Genomic DNA, 15,010 nt, shown 5'->3' with positions numbered 1-15,010 from the left:
GTCCCCGCGGCCGTCAGCGGTGGGCCCCGACCGGAGCCCAGGACATCGGCCCCGGCGGGTCAGATCGGCCCCTCCACGGGGTCAGGGAGTGAGCACCACACGTGTCCGGAATCAAGACAACCGGCCAGAAGCGACTCGTCCTGGTCGCAGGGCGAGCGCACCCGGAACTGTCGAAGTCGATCGCGGAAGAGCTCGGTGTCGACCTCGTCCCGACCGACGCCCGGACCTTCGCCAACGGTGAGCTCTACGCCCGCTTCGACGAGTCGGTCCGCGGCTGCGACGCCTTCGTCATCCAGTCGCACACCGCGCCGATCAACGAGTGGCTCATGGAGCAGCTCATCATGGTCGACGCCCTGAAGCGTGCTTCCGCCAAGCGCATCACGGTCGTCGCGCCGTTCTACCCGTACGCCCGGCAGGACAAGAAGGGCCGTGGCCGCGAGCCGATCTCGGCCCGTCTGGTCGCCGACCTGTTCAAGGCCGCCGGCGCGCACCGCATCATGAGCGTGGACCTGCACGCCCCGCAGATCCAGGGCTTCTTCGACGGCCCGGTCGACCACCTGTTCGCGATGCCGGTGCTCCTCGAGCGCTTCCGCGAGATGCTCGACCCCGAGACGCTGACCGTCGTCTCGCCCGACATGGGTCGCGTGCGCGTCGCCGACATCTGGTCGGAGAAGCTCGGGGCGCCGCTGGCGATCATCCACAAGCGTCGCGACCCGCTCGTCCCGAACCAGGTCTCCGTGCACGAGATCGTCGGTGACGTCTCCGGTCGCTGGTGCCTGCTCGTCGACGACCTGATCGACACCGGCCGCACCATCGCCAAGGCGGCCGAGGCCCTCAAGGCCAGCGGGGCCAAGGGCGTCGTCGTCGCAGCCACCCATGCGGTGTTCTCCGACCCGGCGACCGAGCTGCTGCAGAGCGAGTTCATCGACCGCGTCGTCGTCACGGACACGCTGCCGGTCCCGCACGAGAAGCGTTGGGACAAGCTCGAGGTCCTGCCGATCGCACCGCTCATCGCCCGCGCCATCCACGAGGTCTTCGACGACGGCTCGGTGACGTCGATGTTCGACGGCGCCGCCTGAGTCCTCCGACGCAGCCGTGGCACTGACTCCGCGGGACGCCCTCGCCGCCCGACTCCGCGCGGCGGGGAGCGTCTTCGCCGAGGACGAGGCCGACCTGCTGCTCGCTGCCGGCGACGGCGACCCGACCCGGCTCCGCGGGCTGCTGCAGCGGCGCCTCGCGGGGGAGCCGCTCGAGTACGTCCTGGGCTGGGCGGCGTTCGACGGGCACCGGGTCCGCGTGACACCCGGGGTGTTCGTGCCGCGGGCTCGGACCCGGGTCGTCGTCACCGAAGCCGCCCGACGCCTGCACCGGTACGACCGCGTCGTCGACCTCTGCTGCGGTGCCGGCGCGATCGGCATGGCGCTGCTGGAACGGATCGGCGCGCTCGACCTCGTCGCGTCCGACATCGACCCGGACGCCACCGACGTGGCAGCGGAGAACCTCGGCGACCGGGGGATCGTCGTGACGGGTGACCTCTTCGCACCGCTGCCGACCCGGTTCCACGGCCAGGTCGACGTGCTCACCGTGAACGCCCCCTACGTGCCGACCGACGCCATCGGCACCATGCCGCCGGAGGCCCGGGACCACGAACACCGGGTCGCCCTCGACGGCGGCGCGGACGGCCTCGACGTGCACCGGCGGATCGCTGCCGGTGCGGCTTCGTGGCTGCGGCCCGGCGGCGCCGTCGTCATCGAGGTGTCGGGAGCGCAGGCGCCGGTGTCCGCGGGCCTCTTCCGTGCGGCCGGCTTCGCGGCCGAACTCGCCCGCGACGACGAGGTCGACGGCACTTGCGTGGTCGCGACCCTCCCCGCCGCCTGACGACTGCGGGCCGGAACGCCGCCGACTTCCCGAGACGCCGCCGTACCCCCGAGAGGGCGCCGAACCCCCGCGACGCCGCCGAAGTCGACGGCGTCGCGCGACTCCTGCGCCGCCGGAAGGAGACGGGGGCGTCTCGACGGCGGTACGGACCCGTCGGCGGGGACCCGCGCCTCCCGTCAGGACGCGGAGATGGTGACCCCGTGCCAGCCGCTCGCACCGTTCGGTGCCGGCGGACGCTGCACGCTCGTCTGCACCTCGCCCTCGGCGCTGACCGCGCGGACCTGCACCTCATGCTGCCCGGCGACCGCCGTCCACCGGTAGACCCACTGCCGCCAGGTGTCGGACGAGACGGAGTCGGCGAGCTCGGCGTCCTGCCACCCGGCGGACCCGACCTTCACCTGCACGGCCTTCACGCCGATGTGCGGCTGCCAGGCGACGCCGGCGATCGGGACCCGGTCACCGACCTTCACGGAGGTGCCGTCGGCGGGTGTGTCGATCCGCGACTCGAGCTTCACCGGCCCGCGCTCGGACCACCCGCGGGGCGTCCAGTAGCCCTGCGCCTTCGCGAACCGCGTCACCTCGAGCTCGGTCACCCACTTGGTCGCCGAGACGTACCCGAACAGTCCCGGGACGACGAGTCGCGCCGGGAACCCGTGCTCGGCGGGCAGCGGCGATCCGTTCATGCCGACGGCGACGAGCGCCTGCGTCCCGGCGTCCTGCAGCACGTCGAGCGGCGTGCCGGCGGTGAACCCGTCGATGCTCCGCGAGAGGACCATGTCGGCTCCCGGCTTCGGCCGGGCACGGGCGAGAAGCGACCGGATCGGGTAGCCGAGCCAGAGCGCGTTGCCGATCAGGTCGCCGCCGACCTCGTTCGAGACGCAACTCAGCGTGGCCATGTGCTCTTCGAGGGGGAGGGCGAGCAACTCTGCCCAGGTGATCTCGACCGCTTCCTCGACCTCGCCGTGGATCTTCAGCGACCAGTCGGCGGGGTCGATCGACGGCACGCGGAGGGCGGTGTCGATCCGGTAGAAGTCGGCGTTCGGCGTGACGTAGGGCGTGATGCCCGTCACGTCGAGGCTCGCGCCGCTCGGCACCGGTGGCGCCGTGGTCGCCGGGGTCGGCAACCGCACGGCTCGGCGGACCGCGGCTGCGGCCTGCAGGGACGCCGACCCCAGCCGGGAGGCGCTCCCCACCACCGCCGTGACCGCTGCGGTGGTCACCGCCCAGCCGATGAACGAGCGACGCTGGACCCCGCCGGCGCGGTCGGCACCGGCGGTCGGGACGGCGCGGGCGTCCTCCCACCGGCGGAGGCGCTGCAGCAGGAGTCGGAGGGCGATGATCGACGCGGCCACCCCGAGGACGGTGGGTGCGCCGTCGAAGGTGCCGCTGCCGGAACGGGTGGTGACGGCGAGCAGGGCGAGCACTCCGCCGGCGGCGAAGACCAGGGCGCCGTACGGCGGTCGGCGACGCTCGAGGACCCCGGCGCCGGCGGTGACGACGACCAGGATGACCGTCATCAATGCGAACAGTGCCACCTTGTCGCCGGTGCCGAACAGCGACACCATGAGGTCCTTCGCGGCCCGGGGCGCGAGGTCGATGACCGCCGAACCGACGGCGACGAGCGGACTGCCGGCACCGCCGAGCAGCAGCGCGCCGAGCTCCGCGACGGCCAGGAATGCGAGCATGGCGATCACCCCGACGAGCGCGGCGGCCCAGCGACGGTGCGGGAGGAGGCGCGGGTCAGGCTCGGTCACCCTCGGATGCTAGGTCAGCGCCGCTGGGAACGGGCGATCCGGGTGCGGACACCGGTTGGGGGAGCGTTCACCCATGGACGTGCCGACGGAGTCCGTCGCCGTGGCAGGATCGTCACCGTGCCGAGGCGACCGATCCGTGTTCCGGGTCCTGGTCGTGCCCGCGGCGACCGGGAGCGCTGGTCGCCGTACCGTCGGCTCCTGGCCTTGCGGTGGGCGATCGTCGGACTCTGGGCAGCCCTGGTGACCGCGCGCATCATCGTCGTGAACGCCGATCCGGACGCGGACCTGACGGCGTTCGGCATCGCCGAGGTCGCCGCCGTCGCGATCGGGGTGACGGTCATCGTCATCGCCGTCCTCCGCGCGCGGGCCATCGCCCGGCGACGAGCGGACGACCTGCTCGCAGTGGCCGTCCGGCGCGTGGACCCGACCGTCTGGCTGGTGCCGGCCTCCGCCACACCGGAGCTGCGCGGCGCGCTGGAAGCTGCACGCCCCGAGGTCACGCTCGCGCAGCACGTGACCTGGGCGTTCGGGGCGACCGAGGCGTCCCTGTGGGAACTCGACGGACGCCGCGCCACCCGGTTGCTCGTCATCCGGTGGAGCCGCGTCGTGCACGTCGGGGTCGAGGACGTCCTGGTCCCCGGTGCCGGGCGACGCACCGCGCCGGCGATCGTCCTGCACTACGTCCGACCGGACGACACCACGGCGGTCGCGACGTTCTTCGTCCGTGCGGCCCCGGGGTCCGACCGTCTGGTCGGCCGCGGCGACCGCCTGGACGAGTTGCTCGCCCGGCTGGCCCGCGAGCGCATCGTCGCCTGAGTCGCACATGGCGCGGCGAACACGGCGAACACGGCTCGCTGGACACCGCCGGCCGACCACGGCTCGGCCAGGAGCGGGCCGGGTCCGCGCTGCCCCGGACGCACCGAGGGCCCCGTCGACGACGAGGCCCTCGGGCTGCAGCGGGTGCGATCAGTGCGTCGAAGGCTCCTGCTCGACCTCGGGGCGGCCGTCCTCGGACCACAGCGTGTGGAACGTGCCGTCCTTGTCCGTGCGCTGGTAGGTGTGCGCTCCGAAGAAGTCACGCTGCCCCTGGATCAGGGCGGCGGGCAGGCGCTCCGACGCCAACGAGTCGAAGTACGACAGCGCCGACGAGAACCCGGGTGCCGGGATCCCGGATGCAGCCGCGATGCCGACGATGCGACGCCAGGCGGCTTCGCCCTCGGCGACGGCGTTCGCGAAGTACGGGTCGACGAGCAGGGACGCGAGCTCCGGGTCCTTGTCGTACGCCTCGACGATGCGGTTGAGGAACTGGGCGCGGATGATGCAGCCGCCGCGCCAGATCTTCGCCATGTCCCCGAGCGCGATGTCCCAGTCGTACTCCTTCGCCCCGGCGATGATGAGGTCGAACCCCTGCGCGTAGGCCACCACCTTCGAGGCGTAGAGCGCGGCGCGGACGTCATCGGCGAAGGTGTCGGGCACCTCGGCGATCGACGGGCGCTCCCGCACCGACTCCTGCACCGCAGCGCGCTGCGTCGCGCGTGAGGACACCGCGCGGGCGAACACGGCTTCGCCGATGCCGGACACCGGGATGCCGAGGCCGACCGCGTTCTGCACGGTCCACACACCCGTGCCCTTCGAACCGGCGGCATCACGGATGACGTCCACCAGCGGCTTGCCGGTGTCGGCGTCCTGCTGCTTGAGGACCTCTCCGGTGATCTCGATCAGGTAGGACTCGAGGTCGCCCTTGTTCCACTCGTCGAACACCTGCACGAGCTGGTCGACGCTGTAGCCACCGACGCGGCGGAGCAGGTCGTACGACTCGGCGATGAGCTGCATGTCGGCGTACTCGATGCCGTTGTGGACCATCTTCACGAAGTGGCCCGCGCCGTCGGTGCCGACGTGCGTGACGCAGGGTTCACCCTCAGCCACGGCGGCGATCGACTTGAGGATCGGCCCGAGGGTCTCCCACGCCTCGTCCGAGCCGCCGGGCATGATCGACGGCCCGTGCAGCGCGCCTTCTTCACCGCCGGAGATGCCGGTGCCGACGAAGTTGAGGCCCTTCTCCTTCAGGTCGTGCTCGCGGCGGATGGTGTCGTGGAAGTTGGCGTTGCCGCCGTCGACGATGATGTCGCCCTCCTCGAACCGGTCGGCGAGTTGCGAGATCACCGCGTCAGTGCCCTTGCCGGCCTGGACCATGATGATCGCGGTGCGCGGCTTCGACAGTGACGCCACGAACCCGTCGATGTCCTCGGACGCGATGAAGCCCATGTCGCCGTGCTCGTTCATGAGCTCTTCGGTGCGGGCGTAGGTGCGGTTGTAGACCGCGACGGTGTTGCCTTCGCGCGACGCGAGGTTCCGCGCCAGGTTCGAGCCCATCACCGCGAGGCCGATGACCCCGATGTTCGCCTTGTCGTTGTTCTCTGCCACGTCGACTCCTTCGTGTCTGGACGGCCATGGCCAACCTATGCAGGGCCACGTGTGCTCACCCAGGTCTTCCGCATGCTGTGGATCACGAGACCCCCTGTTCGTAGTGTGGAGGAATGGCCGATGCGACCGTCCTCCAGCCCGTGCTCGTGATGGGGGTCTCCGGATCCGGCAAGTCGACGGTGGGTGAGGCGCTGACTCGTGCACTCGTCGATCGGGGGCAGGCGGCGGAGTTCGTCGACGCGGACGGGCTGCACCCGCAGGCGAACAAGGACAAGATGCACGCCGGCATCCCCCTCACCGACGAGGACCGACGCCCCTGGCTCGACGCCTGCTCCGCACGCATCGCCGACGTGCAGCAGTCGGGCTCCCGGTGCGTCATGGCGAACTCGGCGTTGAAGCGCGCTTACCGCGACCGCCTGCGCGAGGACGCCCCGGACCTGTTCATCGCGTTCCTCGACGGCTCGCGTGAGCTCATCGCCGAGCGGCAGAGCCACCGGCACCACGAGTACATGCCGAACTCGTTGCTCGACTCGCAGTTCGCCACGCTCGAGCGTCCCGGTCCGGACGAGGCCTCGGCCGCGGTCCCGATCAGCGGATCGGTGGACGAGACGGTGGCGGCGATCCTCGCCGTCCTGCCCTGAGCATCCCGCGCAGGACGGCCTGAACGGGTGTCGGGCCTACTTCCTGTTGAGTTCCGATCGACGGGCGCGGTACTCCTCGGCGTCGATCTCGCCGCGGGCGAAGCGGTCGGCGAGCACCGATCGTGCGTCGGCGATCGCCCGTCCGGCACCACGGCGCAGGACTCCGAAGACGAGAGCCCCGATGACGAGCAGGAGCAGGATCACCGGGAACACGGGGAATCCGTGGGACGGCATCCCGCCGTGCCAGTACGGAGCGGTGGCAGCGAGTGTGGTGAGCATGGGGACCTCCGAGGTCGGTTGTGGTGCCGCGGTCGCGACATGACAAGGCTGTCGGCCGGGGGGCGCCACCCGCGTCCGCCAGGAGAGCCCACTCCGACCTGCTCCCGCCGGCCCACCCGCGCCCGTTCCTCCACAGGTGAGTACTCCGTCGGGCGTAGTCCACAGGCCCTCCCGGTGCGCGATGTCCTGAGCGAGGGCCGACCGTAGGCTCGCTGCATGACCACCGACACGCGCTCCGACACCCGCCCGGTGGGTGGACACCGGTTCGCCCGCGTGGGACGGGTGTTGCCGGTGGCGCTCGTGCAGATCCTCGGGACCGTCGTCGCCACCCGGTGGGCAGCCGGGGTCGGTCCCGGTCCCGGTGCCGTCGGTGGTGGTGGCCCACCGTGGACACAACGCCTGGGTGACGGCGTCGACCCGGTGTTCCTCGGGCCCCTGGCATGGGTGCTGCTCGTGGGCGGGATCGTCGTCCTGCCCTTCCGGTGGCGGTGGCCGGTCGTGGTCCTGGCCCTGACCCTCGGCACGACGATCGGCTACGCCCTGGTCGTCAGTCCGCGTGGACCGTTCGTCGCGGCGCTGACCATGGCGCTCGCGAACGCCTGGTTCCGCGGCCACCGGGTCCCCACCTACATCGCGGCCGCGGTCGCGACGGTCGTCCTGCCCTCGGCGGACACCCTGACCGGTCGCGCGCCCTTCCCGACCGTCACCACGATGACGCTCTGCCTGGCGTGGCTGACGGTCACCATCGCCGTCACCGAGCTCGTCCGGGTACGCGTGGCTCGCGCCGCCGACGTCCGTCGTGCCCGACTCGCGGTGGAGCAGCAGCGCGCCGGTGCCGAGCGGGTCCGCATCGCCCGGGAACTCCACGACTCGGTCGCCCACAGCATGTCGCTCATCAACCTGCAGGCGGGGGTGGCCCTGCACCTCGGGGCGGAACTGCCCGAGCAGACGCGGGAGTCGTTGCTGAACATCCGCGACTCCAGCAAGCAGGCGCTCGTGGAACTCCGGACGATCCTCGGCGTGCTGCGAGCCGTCGACGCGCCGTCCGGCACCTCCGACCGGGCCCCGGTCGCCGGCCTCGACCGCGTCCCCGACCTGGTGGACCGCGCCCGCGCAGCCGGAGTGGACGTGGAGCTGCACCTCGAGGGCCCGGTGGACGCCGTCGCCGGCGTCGTCTCGCGCAACGCGTTCCGCATCGTGCAGGAGTCGGTCACGAACGTCATGAAGCACGCCGCCGACCACCGCGCCACGGTCGTGGTCGACGTCGGTGCCGAGGTCGTCGACATCACGGTGACCGACGTCCCGTCGTCCGTCTCGACCGTCGCCGGTGCTCCGCGGACCGAGGAGGCGCACCGTGGGCACCGCCCGTCGTCTGCCCTCGCTCGTGCGGCGGGCCCGGACAGCGACGCCGAGCGGGTGGACCGCAGCAGCGGCAGCCGTCAGGGCAACGGCCTCGTCGGGATGCACGAGCGGGCTGCGGCCGTCGGCGGCACCCTCGCCGTCGGACCGACACGTGACGACGGTTGGTCGGTCCGCGCGCGCCTGCCCATCGGCGAACCCGCACGCACCGTGACCGTGCAGAAGGAGAGCGACGGATGACCACGCCCTCGACCACCACCACGCCCGACCCGATCCGGGTGGTGTTGGTGGACGACCAGAGCCTCATCCGGGCCGGGCTCCGCGCACTCGTCTCCGCCGAGCCCGGGATGCAGGTCGTCGGTGAAGCGTCGGACGGTGACGGTGCCGTCACGGTCGCCGCGAGGGAGCTGCCCGACGTCGTGCTCATGGACATCCGCATGCCGGGGACCGACGGCCTCACGGCGACGCGGCGGATCTCCGCGGACCCGGCGCTCGCCGCGGTGCACGTGGTGGTCCTCACGACCTTCGAGGAGGACGACACCGTGTTCGAGGCGATCCGCGGTGGTGCTGCCGGGTTCCTCGTCAAGGACACCGAGCCCGCCGAACTCCTCCGGGCGATCCGCACCGTGGTCGCGGGGGAGTCGTTGCTGTCGCCCGGACCCACCCGTTCCCTGGTCGAGGCGTACGCAGCGCACGCGAAGCCGGTGGCGCTCGCTCCCGAGCTCGACGCCCTGACCGACCGCGAACGCCAGGTCATGCGCCTGGTCGCGAGCGGACTCACGAACGCCGAGATCGCCGAGCGCCTCTTCGTCAGCCCGGCCACGACGAAGACCCACGTCTCCCGCGCGATGATCAAGCTCGGCGCTCGCGACCGCGCCCAACTCGTGGTCTTCGCCTACGAGACCGGCCTCGTCACCCCCGGGTGGACGGGATGACCAGGAACACCGGATCGATACCACTGCTCGACGACGTCCGAGCATCATCAGACACCTGACACCCGCCGTCCGTCACGCCTGAGCCGGGTCGCCGACCGTGGACAGGCGGCCGCCGCCGGTGCCAGGCTCGACACGTGGACGTCGGACGCACCCGCACCGCCGCGGAGGGCCGCCGCGCCCACCTCGAGGAGGAACAACGCCGTGACCGATCCCGCGAACCCGACCCCCGGTGCGACCGATGCCCGACCTGACGGCGGAGGCCCAGCCTCCAGGCCGGACACCTGGGCGAGCACGGACCGCGGCCAGCTGCTCGACCGCGCCGAGGTCATCGTCACCAGCCCGGACCGCAACTTCGTCACCCTCAAGCTCACCACCGCCGACGGCGTCATCGGCCTCGGCGACGCCACCCTGAACGGCCGCGAACTCGCCGTCGCCGCGTACCTGTCCGAGCACGTCGTGCCGCTGCTGATCGGCCGAGACGCCAGCCGCATCGAGGACGCCTGGCAGTTCCTCTACCGCTCGTCGTACTGGCGCCGCGGCCCGGTGACGATGGCCGCGATCGCCGCCGTCGACATGGCGCTCTGGGACATCAAGGCCAAGGTCGCCGGAATGCCGCTCTACCAGCTGCTCGGCGGGGCGTCCCGCACGGGGCTGATGGCGTACGGGCACGCCTCCGGCAAGGAGCTCCCGGAGCTGTTCGACTCGATCCGCGAGCACCAGGCCGAGGGCTACCGGTCGATCCGCGTCCAGACCGGCGTGCCCGGGTTGGAGTCGATCTACGGCATCGCCTCGAACCGGACGACCGAGGGCAACACCGGCGTCCGCTACGACTTCGAGCCGGCACAGCGCGGCTCGTTCCCGGCGATGGAGGACTGGGACACCCGCGCCTACCTCCGGCACCTGCCGACCGTGTTCGAGGCCGTCCGCAACGAGTTCGGCCCGGAACTGCCGCTCCTGCACGACGGGCACCACCGGATGACCCCGATCCAGGCAGCGAAGCTCGGGAAGTCCCTCGAGCCGTACGACCTGTTCTGGCTCGAGGACTGCACACCCGCCGAGAACCAGGAGGCGCTGCGGCTCGTCCGGCAGCACACCACGACGCCGCTCGCGATCGGCGAGGTCTTCAACACCGTCTGGGACTTCAAGGACCTCATCCGCGACCAGCTCATCGACTACGTCCGCGGTGCCGTGACGCACATGGGCGGCATCACGCCGCTGCGGAAGACGATGGACTACGCCGCGATGTACCAGGTGAAGTCCGGGTTCCACGGGCCGACCGACATCTCCCCGGTGGGCATGGCCGCCCAGATGCACCTCGGGCTCGCGATCCACAACTTCGGCATCCAGGAGTACATGCAGCACGGGGACCGCACGAACCGGGTGTTCCGACAGACGTTCACCTTCACGGACGGGTTCCTGCACCCGGGTGACGAGCCCGGCATCGGCGTCTCGCTCGACGTCGACGAGGCCGGGAAGTACCCGTACGAGCAGGCCTACCTGCCCTTCAACCGACTGGCCGACGGCACCGTCCACGACTGGTGAGCCGTTCCCGGGCGTCCCACCGTGGGCGACGGGCAGAGTGGTGGCGTGGACTCCGCAGCGCTCGCCGACATCGCCCGCGAGTTGCTGCGCACCGCCCCGGGTGACTTCGTGGCCGACCGGACGACCCGCCAACGAGCTGTCCGCACGGACGACCGGGAGCTCGCGGCCGCGATCGGGAAGCTCAGGAAGCCCACACCGGCCGCGTGGATCGTCGACCTGCTCGCCTCCGAGAACGCGCTCGACGACGCCGTCGACCTCGGCCCTGCCCTCCGACAGGCCCAGGCCTCCGCCGATCCGCAGCAGATCGCGACGCTTCGGAAGCAGCGGTCCGAGGTCGTGGCGGCGCTCGCCGACACCGGAGCCGACCGCGCGGCGGCGGCCGGTCACCCGGCGACGCCCGCGGTGCTCGACCAGGTCCGGGCGACCATCGAGGCGGGCATGGCCGACCCGCACGCCGGCGCGGCCATCCGGTCGGGACTCCTCCTCCGGCCCCTCGAGAGCGTCGGCTTCGAGGACGTCGACCTGACGGATGCGCTCGCCGTCCCGGACGCCGTCCCCGACGCCTGGTCCGGCAGTGATGCCCCACCGATCCCGATCACGGCCGGGAGGCGCGGTGCACGCCGGTCCCGCGAGTCCGGTCCCGCAGAGGACGTCCCGGCGACCCCTGACGAACCGCAGACCGCCGACGAACCGCAGACCCCTGGCGAAGCGGAGAAGCCCGACGAGACGGACGCCCCTGGCGAACCGGACACCTCCGAGGAGCCGGACGCCCCGGACGCCCGGAAGAGCCCGGCCGCCGACGAGGACCAGCGCGACCCCGCAGCCGACCGCCGCGCTGCGCGCCAGGCCGAGGCGGCAGCACGGCGTGCCTCCCGCGACGCCGATGCCGCCCTCGACCAGGCGGAGTCCGCCCTCGAGGACGTCGAGGACCGCCGCACCGACCTCGACCGCCGTCGGCGCGACCTCGAGCGGCAGCTCAGTGCCCTCGACCAGGAGCGAGCCGACCTCGACGCAGAGGCCGACCGGCTCGGCCAGGAGCGCGACGACGCCGAGGCCGCGAGCGACCGCGCCCGGGAGGCCCTCGTCGCCGCCCGTCGGCACCGCCGCGCGGGCTCCTGACCGGTCCACTCATCCACTCGGATGAAAGCGGCTGTCTCCGCTCGCTCCGGCCGTGACCCCCGCCCTACGCTCGGCGCCATGCTCCTCTTCCTCCGCCGGTGGGCCCGGCACCTCGTGGCGCCGGTGGCCGGTGCGGTGTACCTCGCACTGTGGATCGTCGCCGAGGCCGGTCGCGCGGACCTGATCGGGCACGTCCTCGTGGTGTCGGCCTTCGCGGTCACCATCGGCCTCGCGAGTTGGATGCCGTCGACGAGCCTCGGCTTGGTCGTCGTCGTCCCCGTCCTGCAGGCGCTCCGGCTGCTCGACCGTCCGACGAGCACGACCTGGCCCGAGTACCTCGCCATCGCGATCGTCGTCGGCATCATCGGTGCCGGTCGGTCCGGACTGCTCCGCTGGCTCGCGATCCCGGCGCTCGGCCTCGCGAGTTCCGCAGCGGCCTGGGCGATGGTCGTCCCCACCGTCGCCAACCAGGACGTCTGGGGCGCGTGGACCGGTTCGCTCTCCGGGACACGGTCCGACCTGGCGTTCCTCGCCCTCGCGATCGCCGGTGCGAGCGGCATCGCGTGGGCCATCGGCGTGGCGGTCGGTGCGACCTGGCGCGTCGGGCTCGCCCGGGTCCGCGTCGTCGAGGCCGAGCAGGAGACCGAGGTCGCCAGCGCCGAGCTCCGCGCCGAGCAGGAGCGTGCCCGCATCGCGCGGGACGTGCACGACTCCTTGGCGCACTCCCTCGCCGTGGTCGTCTCGCAGGCGCAGGGTGCCGCGGCGCTCACGCTCCGGGACGGACCAGCCGCCACGGCGCTGCAGGACATCGCCGAGGTGAGCCGCACCGCCCTCGGGGACGTCCGCGCCCTCGTCGAGCGGATCCAGGGCACGGGCCAGGAGGCCCGACACGGCCTGGCAGACGTCCCGCACCTGGTCGAGGACATGCGGGAGCTCGGCATGCAGGCCGTGTTCGAGCAGTACGGGGACCCACGGCCGATCGGGGCCGAAGCCGGGGGAGCGGTGCACCGGATCGTGCAGGAGAGCCTGACGAACGTGCTGAAGCACCAGGGCCGGACGGCGGCCGTGCGGGTGGTGCTGGACTGGCGCGGGCCGGGGCTCGGGGTCGTCGTGACCTCCACCGGCAGCAGTCCGCTCGTCGCGCTCGACGGCCCGGGGTCCGGGGTGTCGGGGATGCGGGAGCGCGCACGGCTGGTCGACGGTTGGCTGCGCGCCGGGGTCGGGGACGAGGAACACGAGTACGTCGTGACCGCGTGGTTGCCGACGGTCGGCGGATCGACGGTACCGTTCGGGACGGACGCGAGCACGGGCCTCCCGGTGGTCGTCGGAGCCGGAGCGGTCGACGCGACCGGACCCGGCGGGACGAGCGCCACGGGAGCGTCCCGGTGACGGCGATCCGCGTCGCCGTCGTCGACGACCAGCGGCTGTTCGCCTCGGGCATGCGGATGCTCGTCGATGCCCAGGACGACATGACGTGCGTCGGGACGGCAGCCGACGGCGCCGAGGCGCTCGCGCTCTGCGCGACAGAGCGGCCGGACGTGCTGCTCCTCGACCTCCGGATGCCGGTCCTCAACGGCATCGAGACGATGGTGCGCCTCGCCGAGCAGGGTGACGACCGGCCGCGGGTCGTCGCCCTCACGACGATCCGGCGCGACGACGCGGTCCTCGCCGCGCTGCGTGCCGGAGCGGCGGCGTTCCTGACGAAGGACGCGTTACCCGAGGTCGTCACGGCCACGATCCGTGACGTGCACGAGGGACGACCGGCACCCACGGAGACCGAGGCGCTCGACCTCCTCCGCGCCCAGGGCACCCTCGTCGAGTCCGAGCGGCGGGACGAGGTCCTCGACGCGCTCACGGCTCGTGAGCGCGAGGTGTTCCTGCTCGTGGCCAAGGGGCTCAGCAACCAGGAGATCGCCGCGTCCGTGTTCCTCAGCGAGGCCACGGTCAAGACCCACGTCCGGTCGGTGCTCACCAAGCTCGGGCTGCGGAACCGGATCCAGGTCGTCATCACCGCACACGAACGCGGCCTCGTCCGCGCCTAGGGGGAACCATGCGCATCACCGAACGGGCCGCGAAGACCGGGACCCTCGTCCTCGTCGTGGCCGGTCTCGGCGGAGCCGTCCTGCACGGCCTGCCGGAGCCCGTCGACCATGCTGTTCGACCGACGACCACGAAGGACGTCGCCGCGTGGACGATGCCCCTCGACGGGTACGTGCTCGCGTGGGGACCAGCCTCGTACGCCGAGAACCTCGTCGAACAGCCGTGCCTCCGAGCTGCCGGGATCGACGATCCGCCCCCGTGGGCGACGATCACGGGCCTCCGCGCCGAGGACGCCGCGCAGGAGACCGCCGCCAGGGGCAACACGTCGCCGTCCCTCGCCGAGACCCGACCGCTGACCGCCGACGAGGCCTCCGCGCGGGGGTACCGCGGTCCGTCCCTCGCCGGCGCGAACAACGAGGGCTTCCGGCGGTGGGGCTCCTCCACGGAGCGCAACGCGGTGTTCGACGCCCTCCCTCCGGGGACCTCCGAACGGTGCATCCGGGAGGCGCGGTCGACGCTCGGCACAGGGGACGACGGGTCGAAGGACGCGGCCGCGCAGGTCGCGAAGCGGCTCACCTACCTGGCAGCAGTGGCGGCGCGGTCGGACCCGTCCGTCGTCGCCGCGGCTGCCGATTGGCGGTCCTGCCTCGCGGACGCCGCCGTCGGTCCGGTGGCCGGGGGTCTGCCGGCCGACCCGTCGGGGTTGCCGACCGCGTCGATGCCCGCCGTCGACCGGGTGACGGACCTGGACGACGAGGACGTTCCACGCGCCGAAGTCCGGCTCGCGGAGCAGGACGTGGCCTGCCAGGAGTCCACCGGCTACCGGCAAGCCCTGTACGACGCGGAGTGGCGGCGGCTGCTCCGGGTGACGGCGTCCGACGCAGCGGTGCTCGCGGAGGGTTCCCGGGACCAGGCGACCGTGGACAGGCGGGTGGAGGAGACGATCCGCCGGCTCGCTCCGAAGGCGCCGGCGGGCGTCCGCTGACCTCCGCTGCTCGCCGCGGGACGCGTCGGGCCGTCGGCAGCTGCACGTGGGGGG

Annotated in this window: 14 protein-coding genes; 11 read left to right on the top strand and 3 right to left on the bottom strand. The window is 72.5% G+C overall.

Annotation, left to right across the window (positions count from 1 at the left end; genetic code table 11):
• Positions 1-101: 101 nt before the first annotated feature.
• Together DEI89_RS07305 and DEI89_RS07300 are read left to right on the top strand one after the other, a co-directional pair.
• Complete coding sequence (locus DEI89_RS07305; protein ID WP_110903367.1) at positions 102-1,079, top strand: ribose-phosphate diphosphokinase; 978 nt, start codon at positions 102-104, stop codon at positions 1,077-1,079.
• Between the two features lie 16 nt (positions 1,080-1,095).
• Positions 1,096-1,878 (top strand): putative protein N(5)-glutamine methyltransferase, encoded by a 783-nt coding sequence (locus tag DEI89_RS07300; protein ID WP_258366141.1) that lies wholly within the window; start codon positions 1,096-1,098, stop codon positions 1,876-1,878.
• 176 nt (positions 1,879-2,054) lie between these two features.
• On the opposite strand, the gene DEI89_RS07295 is transcribed toward DEI89_RS07300, so the two are convergent.
• Positions 2,055-3,632, bottom strand: a complete 1,578-nt coding sequence (locus tag DEI89_RS07295) for a molybdopterin-dependent oxidoreductase (RefSeq protein WP_309146512.1) — start codon at positions 3,630-3,632, stop codon at positions 2,055-2,057.
• 117 nt (positions 3,633-3,749) lie between these two features.
• Here DEI89_RS07295 and DEI89_RS07290 point away from each other — a divergent pair, with 117 nt between their 5' ends.
• Entirely contained in the window at positions 3,750-4,448 is a 699-nt protein-coding gene (locus tag DEI89_RS07290; RefSeq protein WP_111079250.1) for a hypothetical protein, read from the top strand.
• A 150-nt stretch (positions 4,449-4,598) separates the two neighbouring features.
• On the opposite strand, the gene gndA is transcribed toward DEI89_RS07290, so the two are convergent.
• Positions 4,599-6,056, bottom strand: coding sequence for an NADP-dependent phosphogluconate dehydrogenase (gene gndA, locus DEI89_RS07285; RefSeq protein WP_110903365.1), 1,458 nt, complete (start codon positions 6,054-6,056; stop codon positions 4,599-4,601).
• Between the two features lie 113 nt (positions 6,057-6,169).
• Here gndA and DEI89_RS07280 point away from each other — a divergent pair, with 113 nt between their 5' ends.
• Positions 6,170-6,697 carry a gluconokinase gene (locus tag DEI89_RS07280; RefSeq protein ID WP_110903364.1) on the top strand — a complete coding sequence of 176 codons (528 nt, stop codon included), beginning with the start codon at positions 6,170-6,172 and terminating at the stop codon, positions 6,695-6,697.
• A 36-nt stretch (positions 6,698-6,733) separates the two neighbouring features.
• Here DEI89_RS07280 and DEI89_RS07275 read toward each other — a convergent pair whose 3' ends face one another.
• Positions 6,734-6,976, bottom strand: coding sequence for an SHOCT domain-containing protein (locus DEI89_RS07275; protein ID WP_258366138.1), 243 nt, complete (start codon positions 6,974-6,976; stop codon positions 6,734-6,736).
• A 216-nt stretch (positions 6,977-7,192) separates the two neighbouring features.
• Here DEI89_RS07275 and DEI89_RS07270 point away from each other — a divergent pair, with 216 nt between their 5' ends.
• From DEI89_RS07270 to DEI89_RS07240, 7 genes are all read left to right on the top strand, one after another.
• Positions 7,193-8,575 (top strand): sensor histidine kinase, encoded by a 1,383-nt coding sequence (locus DEI89_RS07270; RefSeq protein WP_110903363.1) that lies wholly within the window; start codon positions 7,193-7,195, stop codon positions 8,573-8,575.
• Positions 8,572-9,270 (top strand): response regulator transcription factor, encoded by a 699-nt coding sequence (locus tag DEI89_RS07265; protein WP_110903362.1) that lies wholly within the window; start codon positions 8,572-8,574, stop codon positions 9,268-9,270. The genes DEI89_RS07270 and DEI89_RS07265 overlap by 4 nt, the downstream gene beginning before the upstream one ends.
• A gap of 306 nt (positions 9,271-9,576) precedes the next feature.
• The gene (gene manD, locus DEI89_RS07260; protein WP_110903404.1) at positions 9,577-10,812 is read left to right on the top strand and encodes a D-mannonate dehydratase ManD; all 1,236 of its coding nucleotides are present in this window, start codon (positions 9,577-9,579) and stop codon (positions 10,810-10,812) included.
• 45 nt (positions 10,813-10,857) lie between these two features.
• Positions 10,858-11,931: a hypothetical protein gene (locus DEI89_RS07255; protein WP_146236703.1), complete on the top strand. Its 1,074-nt coding sequence runs from the start codon at positions 10,858-10,860 to the stop codon at positions 11,929-11,931.
• 78 nt (positions 11,932-12,009) lie between these two features.
• A complete protein-coding gene (locus DEI89_RS07250) occupies positions 12,010-13,320 on the top strand; it encodes a sensor histidine kinase (protein WP_181421544.1) in 1,311 nt (436 codons plus the stop codon).
• On the top strand, positions 13,317-13,973 hold the full coding sequence (locus DEI89_RS07245; RefSeq protein WP_110903359.1) for a response regulator transcription factor: 657 nt from the start codon (positions 13,317-13,319) through the stop codon (positions 13,971-13,973). Before DEI89_RS07250 ends, DEI89_RS07245 begins: the two co-directional genes overlap by 4 nt.
• An 8-nt stretch (positions 13,974-13,981) precedes the next feature.
• The gene (locus tag DEI89_RS07240; protein ID WP_110903358.1) at positions 13,982-14,956 is read left to right on the top strand and encodes a hypothetical protein; all 975 of its coding nucleotides are present in this window, start codon (positions 13,982-13,984) and stop codon (positions 14,954-14,956) included.
• Positions 14,957-15,010: the final 54 nt, after the last annotated feature.

Origin of the sequence: Curtobacterium sp. MCBD17_030 (genome assembly GCF_003224255.1) — a bacterium.
Taxonomy (GTDB): domain Bacteria; phylum Actinomycetota; class Actinomycetes; order Actinomycetales; family Microbacteriaceae; genus Curtobacterium.
The sequence above is the reverse complement of the archived record's forward strand: the minus strand, read 5'-3'. Positions and strand labels throughout refer to the sequence as shown.